Source organism: Pedobacter montanisoli (assembly GCF_022809115.1).
GTDB lineage: Bacteria > Bacteroidota > Bacteroidia > Sphingobacteriales > Sphingobacteriaceae > Pedobacter > Pedobacter montanisoli.
This window is the reverse complement of the sequence record NZ_JALGBH010000001.1, coordinates 748621-767475: the sequence shown is the minus strand read 5'-3', so window position 1 is coordinate 767475 and position 18855 is coordinate 748621. Positions and strand designations below refer to the sequence as shown.

Here is an 18855-nt window from a genome sequence, read left to right as displayed (position 1 = left end):
AAATGGCTTATACCCTAAAGCAAAAAACTAAAATTGCCTTATTATTATTTGCGATCATGGCTTGCATGTTACTAATTCGCGTACTGGAAGACAGAAGCATGATTAAAATGGAGAAAGCTTTCAGTTCTTTATATAAAGATCGTCTTATTCCTGCAACAGATCTTTTTTTCATTTCAGAAAAGCTTTACACCAAGAAATATTACCTGGAAGACTATGTATATCGTTCAGAAAAGTCTTTACCTCTGCAGCAACTTAAACTTAAATTCAATGATCTGAATCAAGGAATAGACTCTTTAATTGGTTCATATGAAAAGACTTTTTTAATAAACAAAGAAAAAGTAAGCTTGGCTCATCTAAAAGTCAAACTTGCTGAAAACAGAAAACTTGAAGAAAATTTAATGGGCACCTCCCATTCTGATGAATCACAAATTAGGGAATTATACCATTCTATAAACGAAAAATCGTTCAGAAATATAACGGCACTCCTAAAAGAACTTACTCAAGTACAATCTTCAATAGGCAAAGAAATTAGCCGTGAAACAGAAAAAATTATAAAAGGAACCAAATTATATAGCAATGCCCAATTAGTACTGGCTATCATTATTGGCATTCTTATCGTAGGAATTATTTTCACATCAAATGCCATTAAGGTAAAAAACGACCATTTCAGGCTTAATTAATTCTCTTCAATCCCTTATTTCTGTTTAGCTATCGTAAAAAACTTTAGCGCTGATAAACATGTAAACCTGATTAAAGTTATTAATGTTTACTTTTGCATCTAATTTCTTATCAGCTAATACATTAATAATTTGAGCACATTAATCGCAGCAGAAGGTCTTGGCCATGCATATAACGACGAGTGGTTATTTAAAAATCTTACCCTGGGCATCAATGCCGGGCAACGCGTTGCCCTTGTAGGCATAAATGGAGCCGGTAAAAGCACCTTACTTAAACTTCTTGCAGAACAATTTCCCCCTTTGGAAGGAAAGATTGTAAAGAATAAATCTGTAAAAATTGGTTTTTTAAATCAGGATCCTTCTTTCCCTTCAGAATATACAATAAGCGACTTCATTTTCTCTGCTGATAACAAGCAGCAACAATTGATTAAAGAATATGAAGAATTACTTGAACAAAAAGATATAGATCAAAATAAAATCAATGATTTATATGACAAATTAACCGAACACAATGCCTGGGAATATGAGCATCAGATTAAGACCATTTTAAGTCGTATGGGCATAAATAATCTGGCTCAAAAAATAGAGACTCTGTCTGGTGGACAGAAAAAGAGGTTAGCTCTTGCCAAATTATTAATAGAAGATCCGGAAATCTATGTTTTGGATGAGCCAACTAACCATTTAGATATAGATACCATTGAATGGTTAGAGAAGTTATTGACTACTGGCAACAAAACCATTTTATTAGTTACACACGACAGGTATTTTTTAGACAATATATGTAATGTAATTATTGAATTAGACAGAGGTAAAACATTTAATTACAATGGAAATTATGCTTATTTTTTAGAAAGAAAAGCAGAGAGAGAAGCATCAGACGAAGCTACCTTTCAAAAAAATAAAAACTTATTAAAAAAAGAATTGGAATGGATGCGTAGAATGCCACAGGCCCGTGCAACAAAGTCTAAATCAAGAATAGACGCTTTTTATGATCTCGAAGAAAAAACCAAACAGAAATCAGACCATCAAAAAGTAAGTTTAAATATAAAAATGTCTCGCCAAGGCGGTAAGATTATTGAATTAGAAAATATTTCTCATGGTTTTGACGAGAAATTACTCATAAATCATTTTAGTTATACTTTCAAAAAAGGTGATAGAATTGGATTGGCAGGAAAGAATGGAACCGGTAAATCTACTTTTCTAAACATTATTACCCAGAATATTATCCCTAATTCTGGAAAAATTGAAACCGGAGAAACAACTGTTATTGGTTATTACAAACAAGGTGGTTTAAGTTTTAATGAAAAAGATCGGGTAATAGATGTAGTTAAAGCAGAAGCAGAATATATAAAAATGGCCGACGGTCAAACGATTTCAGCCTCAGCCCTGCTTACCTTATTTTTATTTCCTCCTAAAAAACAACATGGTCTTATAGAAAAGTTAAGCGGAGGAGAAAAAAAACGTTTGCATTTAATGAAAGTATTAATGCAAAATCCTAATTTCTTAATTTTAGATGAGCCAACTAATGACCTGGATATAGACACTTTAAATGTGCTAGAAGAATTTTTAGAAAATTATCCCGGTGTTTTAATGCTTGTATCACATGACAGGTACCTCTTAGATAAAATGAGCGAACAGCTCTTTATTCTTGAAGGTGACGGCAACGTTAAAATATTTAACGGAAATTATTCCGAATATCGTTTAGATCTTGAAGCACAAAAAGAAGCTTCAGTTAAAAAATCTAAATCTACAGAAAGTAATAAAACAGAAAATAACAGCAAAAAATTAAGCTACAAAGAGCAAAAAGAACTAACCAATCTAGAACTTAACTTAGCTAAACTTGAAAATGATGTTAAAGAGAAATCAGAATTATTAAACAACATTGATCCTTCTGACTATTTAAAAATTCAGGAAGTTTCTGCAGAAATAGAGAAATTAAATCAAATGCTCGAAGCAGAAATGATGAGATGGATAGAGCTATCCGAAAAATAATTTTTATTTTTTCAGATGTTTCACGTGAAACATCTGAAAACAAGTAACGTTAAATACACGTGTTTCACGTGAAACAAAAAAATATATGTTCAAAGAATATGATGTAATTGTGGTGGGTGGTGGCCATGCAGGATGTGAAGCAGCAGCAGCAGCAGCTAATCTGGGCTCGTCTGTTTTGCTAATAACCATGAATATGGAAACTATAGCGCAGATGAGTTGTAATCCTGCCATGGGCGGAGTTGCCAAAGGTCAAATTGTACGGGAGATAGACGCTATGGGTGGATACTCAGGTATTATCGCCGACAAAACGACTATTCAATTCAGGATGCTAAATAAGTCTAAAGGCCCTGCGATGTGGAGTCCGCGTACACAAAACGATAGAAAACGCTTTGCAGAAGAATGGAGATTAGCTTTAGAAAGAACTCCAAATATTGATTTTTGGCAAGAAATGGTAAGTTCATTGCTCATAAAAAACAACACTGTTATAGGCGTAAAAACAAATTTAGGGGTAGAAATAAAAGGAAAATCTGTAGTACTAACCAATGGCACTTTCTTAAATGGAGTAATTCATATAGGAGAGAAAAGAATGGGTGGTGGCAGAACAGGTGAAAAATCTGCAACTGGTTTAACAGAGCAATTGGTAGAATTAGGTTTCGAATCAGGAAGAATGAAAACAGGAACTCCCCCACGTATTGATGGAAGATCTTTAAATTATTCAGTGATGGAGGAGCAATGGGGAGATGAAGAACGAGGCAGATTCTCTTATACTAATGTTGAATTACCACAAGAACAACGTTGTTGCTGGATCACTTATACCAATGAAAAAGTTCATGAAACTTTAAAAGAAGGCTTTGAAAAATCGCCAATGTTTACAGGCAGAATAAAAGGTTTAGGCCCAAGATACTGTCCGTCTATAGAAGATAAAATAAACAGATTTGCCGAGCGTGAAAGACACCAGATCTTTGTAGAGCCAGAAGGGTGGAACACTTGTGAAATCTATGTAAATGGTTTTTCAACTTCTTTACCTGAAGACGTACAATACAAAGCGCTTACACAGATTCCTGGTTTTGAAAATGCAAAGATGTTTAGACCCGGATATGCTATAGAATATGATTTCTTCCCTCCTACACAACTCAATTTAACCTTAGAAACCAAACTAATCAGCAATTTATTCTTCGCAGGTCAGATTAATGGCACAACAGGATACGAAGAAGCTGCAAGTCAAGGATTTATAGCAGGAATTAATGCGCATCAGAAGATAAATGAACAACATGAACTTATCTTAAAAAGATCTGAGTCTTATATAGGCGTTTTGATTGATGATTTGGTAACTAAAGGTACTGAAGAGCCTTATAGAATGTTTACTTCAAGAGCGGAGCACCGTTTGTTATTAAGACAAGACAATGCAGATATACGCCTCTCTCCTATTGCACATCAATTGGGTTTAATAAATGATGAGCGCATGGAAATCGTAAACAGAAAAATTAAAAATGCAGATGATATTTTTTCCTTTACAAAAAAACAAGGCGTTGATATGAACGAAGTAAATCCATTATTAGATGAATTGGGGAGCTCACCTTTAACACAAAATGTAAAGCTTTTTAATTTACTAAGTCGTCCACAGGTAAGTATAAATGATATCAGAAAAGCGAACAGTTCTTTTAACGAGTTCTTAAATAACTTTGACAAAGAAACGATAGAGCAGGCTGAGATTAAAATTAAATACGATAGCTATTTTGAAAAGGAAAATGAAATTGTAGCCAAAATGCAAAAAATGGAAGACAAAACTATTAACCCTGATTTTGATTATAATCTTCTTACCTCTTTATCAAAAGAAGCAAGAGAAAAACTTTTAAGAATAAAACCAAGAACTTTAGGCCAAGCGTCAAGAATTTCTGGGGTTTCACCTTCAGATATTTCAGTTTTAATGATTCACATGGCTAAATAATTGATTTTCAATAAGATAAAAATTTTGTATATAAACGATTATCTTTTTGTTTTAATGATATTGATCCAAAAATGATAAAAACCAATTAAATCGCTTAAAAATGGCTAAAAATAGAAAGTATAAAAATTCAGGGTACTTTTTAACCTATTCTGTTCTGATGATGTTCATTTTTGGTTGTGCAAGTATGAGAACACCCGAAGGAGGTCCCAGAGATACAACACCTCCAAAGGTTTTAAAAATGGAACCTAAAAATTTTACTACAAATTTTTCGGCCAAGAAAATTTTCATAGATTTTGACGAATACATCAAACTTCAAAATGAGTTTAAAGAATTTTCAGTTTCTCCTGAATTAGAAACCCCTGCTCAGCTTAAATATAAGTTAAGAAGATTAGAGATAACTTTGCCAGATACACTTGAAAAAAACACAACTTATACTTTAAACTTTGGAAAAGCAATCACGGATATCAATGAAGGAAATATTTTAAAGAATTTCACTTATGTATTTTCTACCGGCCCTACCCTAGACTCTTTAAGCATATCAGGAAATGTTCGTGACGCCATTACTTTAGATCCTGTATTAGATGCAACCGTTTTAATTTTTCCATTAGAAAGAGATAGTCTTTTCGGGAAAAAGAAAGCTTCTATTTTTACCAGTACAGATAGCAGCGGAAATTTCAAACTAAACAATCTAAAAAAGGATAAATATAAAGTCTATGCTATTAAAGAAAATAACGGAGATAGAATCTACCAACAGGAAAATGACCAACTGGCTTTTATAAAAGAACCAGTTACCTTAAATAGCAATATAGATTCTATAAAATTGCTTTTATTTAAAGAAAAGGCAAATAATTTTAGGGTCACAGATCGTAAAATCAATAGTGACGGAAGTATATTTCTTGCATTTAATCAACAGTTGAATAAACCCGAAATAACTGTTACTGAACCTTCAAATATAGACGGAAACAAGCTTTTACAGTTTACAAAGAATAAAGATTCAGTCAAATTCTGGTTGAAAGATCTTTCTTTTGATTCCGTTAAAATTGCAATTAAAGACCAGGGAAAGTTATTAGAAAGTGTAAAATTAACCCGTGGAAAAAGAGATACATATACGCGAAATATCGCTGCTGCAGATAATTTACAAAGTGGTAAATTAAAACCATCTACGCCCTTAAAATTAACTTTTAATCTCCCAGTCGAAAATATAGATATGAGTAAAGTTCTTTTATTGGAAGATTCTATTCCAAGAAATGGCTTCACATTAAAAAAAGATTCGGCAGATTTATTAAGTTACGTTATGGAATATCCGTGGAAGAAACAGGAAAAATACATATTGAACATCAAACCTGATGCAATAACTGGCATTTTTAATAGCAAAAACAAAGAAATCATTAAGTCATTTACACTTGCTGACGCATCTGATTACAGTACTCTATCACTTAATATAAAAGTTCCAGATACCAGCAAAAATTACATTGTTGAAGTGGTAGATGAAAAGAAGAATTTAATATATGCAGAATCTGTAAACAAAAACAAAATAATTACGCTAACTAACTTTAAAACAGGTATTTATTTTGCCCGTATTATTTATGATGATAATAAAAATGGTAAATGGGATACAGGTAATTTAAAAACTGGTTTACAACCAGAAAAAATATGGTATGAACCAAAAGAGCTCTCTATAAGAGCCAATTGGAAAAGAGAAGAAATTATAAATATTCCTAAATAAAAAGAATTACTGATCAAACCAGCCTGAATACATAATATAATTATCAGGTAATTTATTTAATAAAGCCCGTTGCTCATCTGTAATGGGCTTTATCTTTTTTGCAGGAGTACCAGCATAGATATAACCACTTTCACAAATGGTATTTTCTAAAACAACTGAGCCGGCAGCTATAATACAATACTCTTCGATTACAGCATGATCCATAACAATTGCTCCCATACCTATTAAAACATGATCTTTAACTACACAGCCATGAACAATAGCATTATGACCTATATTAACCCTGTTTCCTATATGAGTTGCTGCTTTTAAATAAGTTGCATGTATAACAGCACCGTCCTGTATATTAGTTTGATTACCTATGGTAATGCTATTTACATCTCCTCTTATTACTGCATTGAACCATACAGAACATTGGTTGCCCATGTTTACATCTCCAACAATAGTAGCATTTGGTGCTATAAAGCAATTATCGCCCCATACAGGACTAACATCTTTTACAGGTAATATGATTGGCATTTCGGTAGTCAAAATTTTAAATATTAAATAATAGTATCTTCCAGTTTATTGGCATGGTTGGGATAATCTGTTGTATAATGAAGTCCCCTACTCTCCTTACGATGCATGGCAGATTTAATAACCATATAAGCCACCTGAATCACATTTCTTAATTCACATAGTTTCACAGAAACCTTATTATTTTTATAAAATTCTTCAGTTTCTTCAAATAACAAATATAAACGACGTAATGCACGATCTAATCTGAAATCAGACCTTACAATACCTACGTAATCACTCATGATCTTTTGTGTTTCACGTAAATTATGTGTAACCAGGATGTCTTCATTGATCTGTATAACACCTTTATCATCCCATTCTGGAATATTGTCAGGGATAACATTATCTTTAAATGAAGCTACAGCAGATTCAAAAATACGATGTGCAAAAACGGTTGCTTCTAATAAAGAATTAGATGCCAGCCTGTTAGCACCATGCAAGCCAGTTGAAGAAACTTCTCCACAAGCATATAAATTATTAATAGAAGATTTTCCATGCTCATCAACCATAACACCACCACACATATAATGGGCTGCAGGTGTAACTGGTATATAATCTTTGGTCATGTCTATACCAATAGATAAACATTTGGCATAAATATTTGGAAAATGTCTTAAAATATCTTCTTTGCTACGCATGGTAATATCGAGATAAACAAAATCATCTCCTGATTTTTTCATTTCATTATCAATAGCCCTTGCTACAATATCACGTGGGGCTAAAGAACCTCTCTCATCATATTCATACATGAATTCTTCGCCATTCCTTCTTTTTAAAACGCCTCCAAAACCTCGAACTGCTTCAGAAATTAAAAAAGAAGGGTATTCTCCAGGATTGTATAAAGCTGTAGGGTGAAACTGAATAAATTCCATGTTTCTAATTTTTCCTTTAGCTCTATATACCATAGCCATTCCATCACCGGTGGCAATTACAGGATTTGTTGTAGTACTGTAAATATGTCCGCATCCTCCTGAAGCCATCACCGTAACATTTGCCAATATCTTTTCAACATCGTTACGTTCTGTATTAAAGGCATATATGCCATAGCAGTTAATATCTTTACTACTTTTATCAACATGCACTCCTAAGTGATGCTGGGTAATCAGCTCTAAACAAAAGTAATGTGTTAATATTTCTATGTTTTCATTTTCATGTATCTGCTTTAACAATACACGCTCTATTTCATAACCTGTAATGTCTTTATAATGCAGTACGCGATGTTCAGAATGCCCACCCTCTTTAGCCAAATCAAACACTCCAGAAGGGTCTTTATCGAAATTTGTACCGTAATCTATGATTTCTTGTATGCGTTGCGGACCTTCTTTAACAACAATTTCTACAACCTTTTCATCACATAGACCATCACCTGCAATTAAAGTATCCTGTATATGTTTTTCAAAGGAATCAGACTTATCAACAACAACTGCTACTCCACCTTGAGCATATTTGGTATTAGATTCATCTTCATTAGATTTGGTAACTATCAGAACCTTACCATATTTAGCAGCTTTCAATGCAAAACTTAAACCTGCTATACCTGATCCAATAACCAAAAAATCTACTTTTTTCATTATAATATGTAAGCTAAAACAAATGTGTGTTGATAATTTTTAAAACTATGTGAATAGATGTATAAATATTTACAACAACTTTTTTTGATTGTTTAAAGCTAATGTAAAAAGGTAAATTGATCACAATATTTTAGTAATTTTTAAGCAACTTTATAACACTTATTAACTTTTGACAAACATTGCAAGAATACACATTCTGGTATTGATAAGTTTTTAATCTGAAAAGTATAACATTGAAAATCAGCTAAAGTTTAAAATAAAAAGCCTTAAAAATTGTTAGTAACTATAGGAAAACTCATTTTTCAAAATTATATCTGAGAAGTTTTAAACAATATTCACATCCTAATAAACAACAAGAATCCTTTTATATAAAAAAATTATATTTTATTGAACTGTTGAAAGCTGTGTATCTTTACAGAAAATTAATGAACGCTAAAAGCATATCGAATGGAAGTTTTAGAAGAATTAAATAGAAAAGGTTATATAGAAGAAGAAATAGATCCTATGCTGGATTTATTTGCTGAAATAGATAAGCTTAAAAAAGAGAAGAATGCAATTATTTTAGCACATTATTATCAGGATCCTGATATACAGGATATTGCAGATTACATAGGCGATAGTTTAGGCTTATCTCAGGAAGCTGCAAAAACAGAAGCTGATGTAATTGTTTTTGCAGGGGTGCATTTTATGGCCGAAACTGCTAAGATTTTATCGCCACAGAAAAAGGTTTTATTACCAGATCTAAAAGCGGGATGTTCATTAGCTGATAGTTGTCCACCACATTTATTTAAGAAATTTAAAGAGAATTACCCTGATCATCTGGTGATTACTTATGTAAACTGCACGGCAGAACTGAAAGCCCTAAGTGATATTGTTTGTACATCAACAAATGCGGTTCAAATTGTTGAAAGTTTACCAAAAGAGCAGAAAATAATTTTTGGACCTGATAAGAACTTAGGTGCTTATGTGGCCAAAAAAACCGGCAGAGATCTGGTTTTATGGAATGGAGCTTGCATGGTGCATGAGATTTTTAGCAGAGAGAAAATTACAAAACTTAAATCGAGACATCCTGAGGCTAAATTTATTGCTCATCCTGAATGTGAAGATGCTGTACTGGAAATGGCTGATTACATTGGTTCTACCACCGGATTGTTAAAATATACTATAAATAGCGATGTAAAAGAGTTTATTGTAGCTACAGAAAGTGGTATTATACACCAGATGGAGAAAGCAAATCCGGATAAAACATTTATTCCAGCACCTCCAAATAATAGCTGTGCATGTAATGACTGTCCTTATATGAAACGAAATACACTGGAAAAATTATACCTGTGTATGAAAAATGAAATACCTGAAGTTACTGTACCTGAACATATTATTGCAGAAGCTAAAAAGCCGATTGAAAGAATGCTGGAGATTTCAGCTAGTTTAGGCCTATAGAATTAAAGCTGTTATTTATAAACATATCAGCTTGTAAAAGTAAATTAATACAGAAAAACTACCGAGTACCCCTACATAATTTTATTATATGTTTGAAAATAAAGAACGTACATCAATAGCAGAATTAGGCGAGTTTGGTTTGATTAAACACTTAACAGATAATTTTAAGATTAAACATGAAAGCAGCGTAAAAGGAATTGGAGATGATGCTGCAGTATTTGATTTTAAAGATAAACAAGTATTGGTATCAACTGATCTGTTATTAGAAGGTATTCATTTTGATCTTTCCTATGTACCCTTGATGCATCTTGGTTATAAAGCAGTACAGGTTAACCTGAGCGATATTTATGCTATGAATGGTATGGCTACCCAGATTACTGTTTCTATAGGTGTTTCAAGTAAATTTCCTTTAGAGGCTGTGGAAGAAATTTATAAAGGAATTGAGCTGGCTTGTAATAAGTTTAATATAGATCTGGTTGGTGGAGATACATCAGCCAGTAAACAAGGTTTGGTGATCAGTATTACCAGTATAGGTTATGCTGCTAAAGAAGATGTAACCTATAGAAATGGTGCACAAGAAGGAGATTTATTGTGCGTATCTGGAGATTTAGGTGGGGCTTATGTAGGTTTACAAATTTTAGAAAGAGAAAAACAGATATTTTTGGAAAACCCTCAAATTCAACCAGATTTAGAAGGAAAAGATTATATCATAGAGCGACAGTTAAAACCAGAAGGCAGACGAGATATTGTTGATTTATTGGCTCAAATAAAAGTAAAACCTACATCAATGATCGATGTTTCTGATGGTTTGGCTTCTGAGATTTTACATATTGCTACACAAAGTAATGTTGGTGTTAGAATTTATGAAGATAAACTACCTATAGATCCGCAAACTTATGAAACAGCCCGTGAACTAGGATTAGATCCTACAGTATGCGCTTTAAATGGCGGCGAAGATTATGAACTGTTATTTACCATTAAACAGGCTGATTATGATAAAATTAAAAATGATGTGGATATTAGTGTTATTGGACACATAACAGATCAAAACTCTGGATGTGTAATGGTATCAAAATCAGATGTTTTACATGAATTAAAAGCTCAGGGATGGAATGCTTTTAAAAAATAATTGTGTTTATTTGTGATAAAAAGGTAAGAGAAAATCTAATCTTTTTAAAGAATTGAACCAAACAAACACTCTAAAAATTGAAGCGTATTTTTGTATTTTCTTATCATGGTAAGGAAACCTATCATACGGGTTATTACAGGTTATTGAGTCTTGCCAATACTTTAGCTGAAAATTTTGAAGTTTATTTCATTCATGGAAATATAAATGAGGTAAAAAAAGGAGAAAATAAAGAAAACTTAATAGAAATTCCATTATTATACAGAAATGGTATTTTACAGAAAGTATATGCATTTCTGAAGAAAAAAAGCCCGTATAGTGCTAAATTATTGGTAATTATTAATTATCTATTTACTAAACGAGAAATATTTGATTTACAAAAAGAAACACTTTTCTATTTTAATAAGAGTGAAATTAAACCGGCTAAAGACGATATAATTTTCACATCTTTTCCTTCATTGTCAGCACATAATTTAGGATATGAATTAAAGAAAAAATACCATTCAAAATTGGTTTTAGAATATAGAGATCCTGGAGTTTTTGGTTATAATCTGATCTATGAAAATGAATGGATGTCTAGAGTAAGAAAATCATTTTTGAAAAAGCAAGAAATCAGAAATCTGGAAAGTGCAGATTTATTATTAACAATTTCTGATTCTATAAAGAAATTTTTTCCAGAAAGATATTACAACAATGTCCATGTGGTTGGAAATGGATTTAACAACCATAAGATAGATATCTCTTTAATAAGAGATAATAAACAAAAGTTTATTTTATCTTATTTAGGTTCAATATATAGCAGCCAGTTAGAGGATCTTACTTTTTTTGAGGCTGTTAAAGATTTTACAGTTAAATATAAGGTTTCACCAGATCGGTTTTTATTGAAATTTATAGGTATAAATGATGTTCCAGTACTGAATAAAATCATTACCAGATTTGGTTTAGAAAACTACACCAGTATCTTGGCTAAAATGCCTATAGAAAAAGCCTATGATGAACTTTATGATTCATCCATGTTTTTTCACCTGAAATATGGAAATAGAAAAGAAGTGATTACAACGAAGCAGTATGAATATCTAGCATTTCAAAAGCCTATTTTACTTCCTGTTTCTGATGATGGAGATATTGCTGAGAGCATTAAAAAATATAATGCAGGATATATTTGTAATCATAAAAAAGAAATTATAGAGGTATTGCACATATCTTTTAAAAATCATTTAGAAGGAAAGCCATTAAAAATTAATCATACCGCAGAAGAATTGTATGAATTAAGTAGGCAGTCTCAGGAAGAAAAGTTAGTAAACTTAATGAATGAACTATAGTTCTTCACTGTCTAGAAATTTTTTATCTATTTGTTTATTACCTTTTGTTTTAGCACCTAATTTTTTGATTTTTTCAACTTTTCCAATCAGATTTCCGCTGCCAAATTGTAATTTTTTAAAAGCATCATCATGCGCTTTTTGAGTTTGTTCAATATACTTACCTATTTTTTCCATATCAGCTAAAAAGCCTACAAATTTGTCGTATAAAGAACCAGCTTCTTCAGCTATTTCAAAAACATTTCTGTTCTGCCTTTCTACTTTCCATATACTAGCAATTGTACGTAATGTGGCTAACAATGTGCTTGGACTTACAATAACAACTTTTCTATCCCAGGCATAATTAAACAATTCTGTATTGCTTTGTACTGTAGTACTGAAAGATGATTCTATAGGCATGAAAAGTAAAACAAAGTCGGGAGAATTTATTTGATATAAATGCTGATAATTTTTTGCAGCAAGACCATCTATATGGTTTCTAACAGAAGCAATATGTTGTTTAAGAAAAACGGATTTTTCACTTTCATCGATAGCATTCACCATTCTTTCATAAGCTATAAGCGATATTTTAGCGTCTATGATCAAATGTTTTTCATCTGGAAGGTAAATGATTACATCAGGTTGCAAACGTGAGCCTTCGGCGCTTAATAAGCTTTTTTGGATACTGTACTCTCGATCCTTAATTAATCCTGAGTTTTCTAAAACTCTTTCTAAAATAATTTCACCCCAGTTGCCTTGTTTTTTATTGTCGCCTTTTAAAGCGCGGGTCAGGTTATTTGCATCGTTTTGAATTTGTTTACTTTGGTCCATCAGTTGAAAAATAACACCCTTTAATTGGTTTCTTTCATCAGCTTCGCTTTTATATACCTTATCTACCTTCTCTTCAAAAGATTTGATGTTTTCTTTTAGGGGCTTTAAAATCTCATTAAGCTGTGTTTGATTTTGAATGGTGAATTTGGCTGTTTTCTCTTCGAGTATGGCATTAGCCATTTTATCAAACTCTAATTTAAATTGATTTTGTAGCTCTGTTAAATTTTGTTGTTGCTGTTTATAGAGTTCTTTTTGCAATTGCAGATTTTCTTCTGCTTTTGTAGCTCGCGTATATTCATTTAACAATTGGGCCCTAACCTGTGTGAGTTCCTGTTGAATTTTTTGGTTCTCTTCTTTTAAAAAATTAACAGTGAATATATCCTCAGGATTGCTTTTTCCAGATTTTTTAAATAAAAAAACGAAGAATAAAATCAATAAAACAACTAATAAACAAATAATGATGAGCTCCATAAAGAGAAGAAATTAAAAAGTACTTAAAACTAAATCGGCTACATCCTGCCCTGTCTGGCTGCCCATGGCCACACCCATTCCATTACAGCGAACCGCACAAAATACATCAGGTTCAACCTCTTTAATTATAGGTTCTAATTGATTACCAAAAGCCATGATACCACTCCAGTTATAATCTATTTCAAACGCCGTATCAGGTAAAATAATATCTTTCAATATAGCAGAAAGAGCTTGTAGGATTTTTTCTGTATGGCCAAAGATAGTAGTTTCCTCAGTTTTAAAATCCAGATTTCGGCCCCCGCCAAATAATATGCGATGATCAATATTTCTGAAATAGTAATAACCCTTATCATAATGAAAAGTTCCCTTTACTTTTAAAGAAGGTATAGGTTTAGTTACGATGACCTGTCCTCTGCCCGGTTTTACATCCAAATCTTTAAAAAAAGAAGAAATGAATGCATTATTAGCGAAGATCAGTTTTTTGCAAATGAAAATTCCTTGTTGTGTTTTAATATGAATCCGTTGGTCAGAACCTTTTTCAAAACCTTCAACTTCACATGAATTTAATATTTGAACACCTGAAGCAGCTACTTTATTAATTAAAGCTCGCATCATTTTACCCGTATTGATCTGTCCTTCAAATTGGTTTTCAATTAAAGAACTAATGTGGTTAAAACCAAAATAGTCTATCTTTTCATGAGCTTCAGAAAAAGCGTGTTTACCTACAATATCTTCAATTAAAGCATTAAAATGGCTAATTTTTGATACACATAAATTGGTCAATTCTTCGTCTTCTTTCCTAAAGAGCTCAAAACCTCCGTAGCCGTTAAAATCTATATGCTTATCGCCTAGCAATTGTCTTAACTTTTGCAGGCCATTCCATCTTCTTTGAATTAAAGCATGAAGTCCGTCTGTTCCTGAAGTTTTTTCCTGCTCAATTAACTCAGAAAGGCTTCCAAAGCAGGCAAAACCAGCGTTTTTGGTGCTTGCTCCACTGGGTAGAAATCCTCTTTCCAAAACCAATACATTTAATTTCGGATTATGCTGTTTTAAAGCGATAGCAGCCGTTAAACCTACAATTCCGCTTCCAACAATAATAATGTCTGCAGAAAAAAAACTGGTTTTTTCCCAATAAGAAAAGTTGTAATTCATGCTCCTAAATGTAAAAAAATAATAAGAAATAAATATGGGAACGCTTTTTGATTATCAGATTTTGAGATTGAAAAACACATACAAAAAATGGAAACCTATTTAATTTTATTCGTTCCAGTCCTTCTACTTAGTATGTTTGTGCAGTGGCGATTTAAAAACAAATTTGCTAAATATGCAGAAATGCAGCTCAATTCTGGTTTTTCAGGAAAAGAGGTTGCAGAGAAAATGCTACATGATAATGGCATTTATAACGTAAAAGTAGTAAGCTCTGAAGGTCAACTTACTGATCATTATAATCCACAAGATTTAACAGTAAACCTAAGTACAGATGTGTACTATGGTCGTAGTGTGGCTGCTGCTGCTGTTGCAGCACATGAATGCGGACATGCTGTACAGCATGCCAAATCCTATCACTGGCTGCAATTCAGATCCAATATGGTACCTGTAGTAAGCATCTCTTCTACCCTTTTACAATGGGTATTATTGATTGGTGTATTGCTCATAGGATTTACAGGAAACCCGGTTGTTTTAGGTATAGGGGTGTTAGGCCTGGCTTTAATAACCATCTTTAGTTTAATTACTTTACCCGTTGAGTTTGATGCAAGTAACAGAGCTTTGGCATGGTTAAAAAATAACCAGAATGTAATGTACACCAGCGAAGAAAATGCACAGGCAAAAGATGCTTTATGGTGGGCAGCTATGACTTATGTAGTGGCCGCATTAGGTTCATTGGCTAACTTACTTTATTACGCTTCAATGTTATTTAGAAGCAGAGATTAGGAAAAAAGTTAGTGAATAAAAAAACCGATGTAATTTACATCGGTTTTTTTAGTTTAAAAGCTTATTATTAATTAGTTATATAATTGGTTGAACATCCATTTAAAAGTTCCGTGGGTTTGAGATCTGAAAGTAATTTCAGGTCCAAAAGCAATTAACTTTCCTTTTCCTACAGGAGCTTCAAATGCAGCCACTCCATCTTTCAAATAACTTTGCCCCCAAGCCCAACCACTACGTAAAGGCTTATCTGTGTTAAACCAGGCTAAAGGTTTAATGTTATTATCTGTAATCTTAAATACAGGACTGTTGTCAAAATAAACATCTGTTAATTCATCCAGACCCCAGTTTGCATTTAAATTTTTATCCAGTTTAACACTTAATACACTACCTGGAACATAGAATTTTTCTGCTGAAAGTTTAACTTCTTTACCATTTGTAGTTTCAGTTAAAGCATCTTTTACGCCCAAGTTTAAATGACTTGCCAAGTTGGTTGCCGAACCGATAGCCACGATATTCCCACCTGCTTCAAGGAAATTTTTTAACTCAGGAATAGATTTTTCAACAGTCATACGGCCTACCCTCGATTTATACTCATCAGGAATATTGGTTACATCCTGATTAAATTGTCCTCCTCTTCCTCCTGCTGTTCTTGAAGGAATAGAACCACCTACCAAAATGATTACATCATATTTATCTTTAAGCTTTCCTGCGTCAACATCTGACGGATAAATTACCGTTGTATTGTAATGATATTGTTCCATGATATATCTGATCCATCCAGAAGGCATGGAACCTCCATAAACATCCCAAAGTGCAATACGGGCAGGTTTTACAGCTTTTGCATTCTTAGGTTTTTCTGCAGCAACTAATCTCATACCAAAATTGCGCTCGGCCTTAGTGAGTGCTTCCTTAGCTTTTGCGCTGGCAGGTACATAGAAAGAACCATTAGAAGGATCACGTAAAACTTCTATACCTGCTTTTAAAAGGTCGTTTACGGCTAAAAAACTTTCATTAGCTTGTGCACTTAAAGCGTATCCTCGGGCATTGGCAGGTAAAGGTTTAGGTTTTGCAGTTAATAATTCGCCAACAGGAAGTTTAGTAAAAGGGCCATTAAAACCATCTAATATTCTGTCGAATTTAACATTCATTAAATAAGCTAAGGTCCATCCGGCTGCATCATAAGGTGCAATTGGAGGGCCGCCCTCATATTTGAAATCGTTAGGGTGATCCTGAGGTTCGAACATATCTAAAATATGTGGTCTGAAAGCCTGATCTGTTTTTACAATATATGAGCCTGCAGGGTATTTTTTGCCATTAACCGTAAAATCTGTAGTTGCTTCCTGTACTTGGATGCCTGTTCTGATCAATGCATTTAAGAAACGGATAGCAGTGGTAAAATCAGGCTGATCTGAAGGGATAATATAACCACGTGCATCTCTGTTTGCCGGATCTTTCATTACCTGATCAAGGTATTTTTCAGGTATTTGTTTTCTTTCGGTTACACTTACAGGTGCAGTATTGGTTTCTTTTGCATAATTGGCATTAATGGCTTCAATTTTTTTAGGAGAAAACGACCAGGTATCCTTAAGGCCTCTATCAATTGAATTTCTTCCCATTTGATAAATATTGTAAAGTAACTCATCGCTGTAACGTTGTGCGTAGTTAAGCACGGCATAATTTAATGAAACCGAATAATCAATTGCATCTTTGTAATACCATACTTTAGGCTGTACCGGATTTGGAGAATCTCCGTTTGGCAATAAACGAGCTGGTACAAGAGGGATGTTCATTGGGTTTGGACTACCAACAATTTCAGTTAATAAACCAATCATATTATGGAAATAGGTAGTTGTACGTAAACCACCATTATACCATGTAGAAAAAACAGATCCACCACGTTGTGTATATCCAGGTTTCCCCTCAATGTTTAAACGGTTATGCATGGCCGCTCCTACAGCATCAAGACTGGTCATGATAATAGGATCAAAAACATAGTTATAAGGATCGCGATAGGGGGCACCGGCAACAATGGTTCCGGCAGGACCGGCCTGATGGTGGTTGTACATGATCTGTGGAATCCATTCTATAAATAATTGGCGACCCATATTTTGTGTTTCTTTTAAATTCAGCATAAAGAAATCACGGTTGTTATCATGGCCTGCATATTTTTCGTACAAACGAGGTAAGCCTGATAAAGACCTTTTTTCGGGAGTATTTTCACGCATATACCAATTGCTCTGTAGCTCTTGCCCATCTGGATTGGCGTGTGTCATTAAGATAATTACCTTATCTAAAATATTTTTGGTTTCATCATCATTTCTGCTGGCAAACGTATAGGCAGTTTGGATCAACTGATGTATACCTACTGTTTCATTGGCATGTAAGCCCCCGTCAATCCAAACAATGGCTTTTCCGCTTTTAGCTAAAGTCTTGGCCTGCTCAGGTGTTAAACCCTCTGCTCTTGCCAGTTTTTGCGAAATTTCCTTGTACTTTGCTAAATTTTTGTGATTTTCAGGAGAAGTAACAATCAGCATAAACTGGTCTCTGCCTTCTTCAGTTTTACCAATGGTGGTATATTTAATCCTATCAGAACTTGCAGCAAGTTTCTTGAGATAGGCTTCGGTTTGTGTAAAATTGGCCAGGTTATAATTATCGCCAATGTTAAAACCGAAAAAAGACTTGGGTGTAGGTATTTCTTGGGCATGTACATTTAATGCACCTACCATCAGAAATGCTATACACGCTTTCCTAACGTAGCTTTTTAACATCATTTAAAGTTTAGTTTACAATTTGTTATCAAATATAGAAGTGAAAAACATTGAAAAATATAACTCTTATATTTGTTACATTTTTCAATAAGACCTTAAGTTCGGTATAATCTTTAGATATGACTTTAGAAGAAAGAATAGCCAGTTCAAAGACCAGTATTTTCAAAGCGGTTTTTCCAAGTACAACAAATCATTACGATACGCTTTTTGGCGGCACGGCCATGCATATGATGGATGAAGTTGCTTTTATCACAGCTACACGCTTTAGCAGACAGAAAATGGTTACTGTAAGTAGCGACAGAATTGATTTTAAACAGCCTATACCAGCCGGAACTATTGTTGAGTTAGTTGGGCATGTTACGCATGTGGGGAATACCAGTTTAAAAGTAAGCGTAGAAATATATATAGAGCAGATGTATGCCGAAGGTAGAGAATTAGCTATACATGGCGAATTTACTTTTGTTGCTCTGGATGAGAATAAGAAGCCTACAACAGTAATCAAGTAAAACGTTTTTACCCG

14 protein-coding genes are annotated in these 18855 nt (G+C 33.3%); 9 read left to right on the top strand and 5 right to left on the bottom strand.

Annotation, left to right across the window (positions count from 1 at the left end; all coding sequences use genetic code 11):
* Positions 1 to 2: 2 nt before the first annotated feature.
* From MMF97_RS03375 to MMF97_RS03360, 4 genes are all read left to right on the top strand, one after another.
* Complete coding sequence (locus MMF97_RS03375; RefSeq protein ID WP_243359155.1) at positions 3 to 680, top strand: MCP four helix bundle domain-containing protein; 678 nt, start codon at positions 3 to 5, stop codon at positions 678 to 680.
* 129 nt (positions 681 to 809) lie between these two features.
* On the top strand, positions 810 to 2669 hold the full coding sequence (locus tag MMF97_RS03370) for an ABC-F family ATP-binding cassette domain-containing protein (RefSeq protein ID WP_243359154.1): 1860 nt from the start codon (positions 810 to 812) through the stop codon (positions 2667 to 2669).
* 85 nt (positions 2670 to 2754) lie between these two features.
* Positions 2755 to 4617: a tRNA uridine-5-carboxymethylaminomethyl(34) synthesis enzyme MnmG gene (gene mnmG, locus MMF97_RS03365; RefSeq protein WP_243359152.1), complete on the top strand. Its 1863-nt coding sequence runs from the start codon at positions 2755 to 2757 to the stop codon at positions 4615 to 4617.
* Positions 4618 to 4717: 100 nt separating this feature from the next.
* A complete protein-coding gene (locus MMF97_RS03360; RefSeq protein WP_243359150.1) occupies positions 4718 to 6343 on the top strand; it encodes an Ig-like domain-containing domain in 1626 nt (541 codons plus the stop codon).
* Between the two features lie 6 nt (positions 6344 to 6349).
* Here the strand turns inward: MMF97_RS03360 and MMF97_RS03355 are convergent, their stop codons facing one another.
* Entirely contained in the window at positions 6350 to 6862 is a 513-nt protein-coding gene (locus MMF97_RS03355) for a gamma carbonic anhydrase family protein (RefSeq protein WP_243359148.1), read from the bottom strand.
* A gap of 23 nt (positions 6863 to 6885) precedes the next feature.
* The gene (nadB, locus tag MMF97_RS03350) at positions 6886 to 8472 is read right to left on the bottom strand and encodes an L-aspartate oxidase (RefSeq protein WP_243359145.1); all 1587 of its coding nucleotides are present in this window, start codon (positions 8470 to 8472) and stop codon (positions 6886 to 6888) included.
* Between the two features lie 447 nt (positions 8473 to 8919).
* Between nadB and nadA the strand changes: the two genes are divergently transcribed.
* The 3 genes from nadA (at position 8920) to MMF97_RS03335 (ending at position 12360) form a co-directional block, all read left to right on the top strand.
* On the top strand, positions 8920 to 9912 hold the full coding sequence (gene nadA, locus MMF97_RS03345; protein WP_243359144.1) for a quinolinate synthase NadA: 993 nt from the start codon (positions 8920 to 8922) through the stop codon (positions 9910 to 9912).
* An 88-nt stretch (positions 9913 to 10000) separates the two neighbouring features.
* Positions 10001 to 11041 (top strand): thiamine-phosphate kinase, encoded by a 1041-nt coding sequence (thiL, locus tag MMF97_RS03340; protein WP_243359142.1) that lies wholly within the window; start codon positions 10001 to 10003, stop codon positions 11039 to 11041.
* Between the two features lie 77 nt (positions 11042 to 11118).
* Positions 11119 to 12360, top strand: coding sequence for a glycosyltransferase family protein (locus MMF97_RS03335; protein WP_243359139.1), 1242 nt, complete (start codon positions 11119 to 11121; stop codon positions 12358 to 12360).
* On the opposite strand, the gene MMF97_RS03330 is transcribed toward MMF97_RS03335, so the two are convergent.
* Both MMF97_RS03330 and MMF97_RS03325 read right to left on the bottom strand, forming a co-directional pair.
* Complete coding sequence (locus MMF97_RS03330; protein WP_243359138.1) at positions 12355 to 13638, bottom strand: DNA recombination protein RmuC; 1284 nt, start codon at positions 13636 to 13638, stop codon at positions 12355 to 12357. The genes MMF97_RS03335 and MMF97_RS03330 overlap by 6 nt on opposite strands.
* A 12-nt stretch (positions 13639 to 13650) precedes the next feature.
* Positions 13651 to 14790: an NAD(P)/FAD-dependent oxidoreductase gene (locus tag MMF97_RS03325; protein WP_243359137.1), complete on the bottom strand. Its 1140-nt coding sequence runs from the start codon at positions 14788 to 14790 to the stop codon at positions 13651 to 13653.
* Positions 14791 to 14877: 87 nt separating this feature from the next.
* Here MMF97_RS03325 and MMF97_RS03320 point away from each other — a divergent pair, with 87 nt between their 5' ends.
* Positions 14878 to 15570, top strand: coding sequence for a zinc metallopeptidase (locus tag MMF97_RS03320; RefSeq protein WP_243359136.1), 693 nt, complete (start codon positions 14878 to 14880; stop codon positions 15568 to 15570).
* 71 nt (positions 15571 to 15641) lie between these two features.
* Here MMF97_RS03320 and MMF97_RS03315 read toward each other — a convergent pair whose 3' ends face one another.
* Positions 15642 to 18338, bottom strand: coding sequence for a M14 family metallopeptidase (locus MMF97_RS03315; protein ID WP_243359135.1), 2697 nt, complete (start codon positions 18336 to 18338; stop codon positions 15642 to 15644).
* A 116-nt stretch (positions 18339 to 18454) separates the two neighbouring features.
* On the opposite strand from MMF97_RS03315, the gene MMF97_RS03310 reads away from it, so the two are divergent.
* Complete coding sequence (locus tag MMF97_RS03310; protein WP_243359134.1) at positions 18455 to 18841, top strand: acyl-CoA thioesterase; 387 nt, start codon at positions 18455 to 18457, stop codon at positions 18839 to 18841.
* The last annotated feature ends 14 nt before the right edge of the window (positions 18842 to 18855 follow it).

What these genes read in the sequence shown, in the direction of transcription:
- MMF97_RS03320 (WP_243359136.1), top strand. Translation starts at nt 14,878, where the DNA reads ATGGAAACCTATTTAATTTTATTCGTTCCAGTCCTTCTACTTAGTATG.
- MMF97_RS03360 (WP_243359150.1), top strand. Translation starts at nt 4,718, where the DNA reads ATGGCTAAAAATAGAAAGTATAAAAATTCAGGGTACTTTTTAACCTAT.
- MMF97_RS03325 (WP_243359137.1), bottom strand. Translation starts at nt 14,790, where the DNA reads ATGAATTACAACTTTTCTTATTGGGAAAAAACCAGTTTTTTTTCTGCA.
- nadB (WP_243359145.1), bottom strand. Translation starts at nt 8,472, where the DNA reads ATGAAAAAAGTAGATTTTTTGGTTATTGGATCAGGTATAGCAGGTTTA.
- MMF97_RS03315 (WP_243359135.1), bottom strand. Translation starts at nt 18,338, where the DNA reads ATGATGTTAAAAAGCTACGTTAGGAAAGCGTGTATAGCATTTCTGATG.
- nadA (WP_243359144.1), top strand. Translation starts at nt 8,920, where the DNA reads ATGGAAGTTTTAGAAGAATTAAATAGAAAAGGTTATATAGAAGAAGAA.
- mnmG (WP_243359152.1), top strand. Translation starts at nt 2,755, where the DNA reads ATGTTCAAAGAATATGATGTAATTGTGGTGGGTGGTGGCCATGCAGGA.
- MMF97_RS03375 (WP_243359155.1), top strand. Translation starts at nt 3, where the DNA reads ATGGCTTATACCCTAAAGCAAAAAACTAAAATTGCCTTATTATTATTT.
- MMF97_RS03355 (WP_243359148.1), bottom strand. Translation starts at nt 6,862, where the DNA reads ATGCCAATCATATTACCTGTAAAAGATGTTAGTCCTGTATGGGGCGAT.
- MMF97_RS03310 (WP_243359134.1), top strand. Translation starts at nt 18,455, where the DNA reads ATGACTTTAGAAGAAAGAATAGCCAGTTCAAAGACCAGTATTTTCAAA.
- MMF97_RS03330 (WP_243359138.1), bottom strand. Translation starts at nt 13,638, where the DNA reads ATGGAGCTCATCATTATTTGTTTATTAGTTGTTTTATTGATTTTATTC.
- thiL (WP_243359142.1), top strand. Translation starts at nt 10,001, where the DNA reads ATGTTTGAAAATAAAGAACGTACATCAATAGCAGAATTAGGCGAGTTT.